This window comes from Leyella stercorea (assembly GCF_021531355.1).
Taxonomy (GTDB): domain Bacteria; phylum Bacteroidota; class Bacteroidia; order Bacteroidales; family Bacteroidaceae; genus Prevotella.
The window spans coordinates 1-729 of record NZ_JADYTS010000189.1 but is presented as its reverse complement, the minus strand read 5'-3'; the positions used below and the strand labels follow the sequence as shown (position 1 = coordinate 729).

At 41.4% G+C, this 729-nt stretch carries 1 protein-coding gene and 1 pseudogene; both read left to right on the top strand.

Annotation, left to right across the window (positions count from 1 at the left end):
* Positions 1-58 precede the first annotated feature (58 nt).
* Complete coding sequence (locus I6E38_RS15005; protein ID WP_007897329.1) at positions 59-421, top strand: ISAon1 family transposase N-terminal region protein; 363 nt, start codon at positions 59-61, stop codon at positions 419-421.
* Between the two features lie 10 nt (positions 422-431).
* Positions 432-729 (top strand): annotated as a pseudogene (locus I6E38_RS15000) (ISAon1 family transposase); the annotation flags it as partial.

Below are 729 nucleotides of genomic sequence, written 5' to 3'. Positions count from 1 at the left end.
GGATCAAATAATATTGTTGTGTTTTTAACAATCCAATATTATTGTTTATCTTTGCGTCATGAATAGAACTCAGCCCATAGATTACAAGTCCGTATTGTCCTTGTTTCTTCCCGCAGGACTCCTTGACTATTTCGACATAACAGAAGCTTCCAACATGGGAGATTATTTTATGTTGGTCTTAGTTGAGAAAGATATTGTGCCTGAAAACTTACAAGACCTTCCTTTAATTTCCAATGGCTTCCACAAGCCAATAACAGTTACAGACTTTCCCGTCCGTGACCATACCATGTATTTCAGAATAAAGCGACGCAGATGGCTTGACAAGTCTACCGGCAAGAGCTACAGTCGCGATTGGAATCTTGTTGCATCTGGAACCAGAATTACCGCTGAGTTCGGAGCTTTTTTAAAAGAATTACCTTGATACCCATGCAGTGAGCATCAAGAGTGTAGCAGAGTTTACGCATTTGAAGGCAAATGTCCTAAATGACTACTACAAGAACCATCTGAGCGGATTTCACTCCTGGAATCAGAAAAAACATTCAGAGGAGTTTACGCTTTATGCCTGCAACCTCGGTGAACATCTTGCCATAGACGAGTCTTCACTGAGCAATGGAGAATTGTACACAATTGTGACCAATAAGGACGGACACGGGAGGAAGGGTACGCTGGTTGCAATGGTAAAGGGAGTGAAATCAGACTTTATAATCAAGAAGTTACAGCGTCTTCCTG

What these genes read in the sequence shown, in the direction of transcription:
- I6E38_RS15005 (WP_007897329.1), top strand. Translation starts at nt 59, where the DNA reads ATGAATAGAACTCAGCCCATAGATTACAAGTCCGTATTGTCCTTGTTT.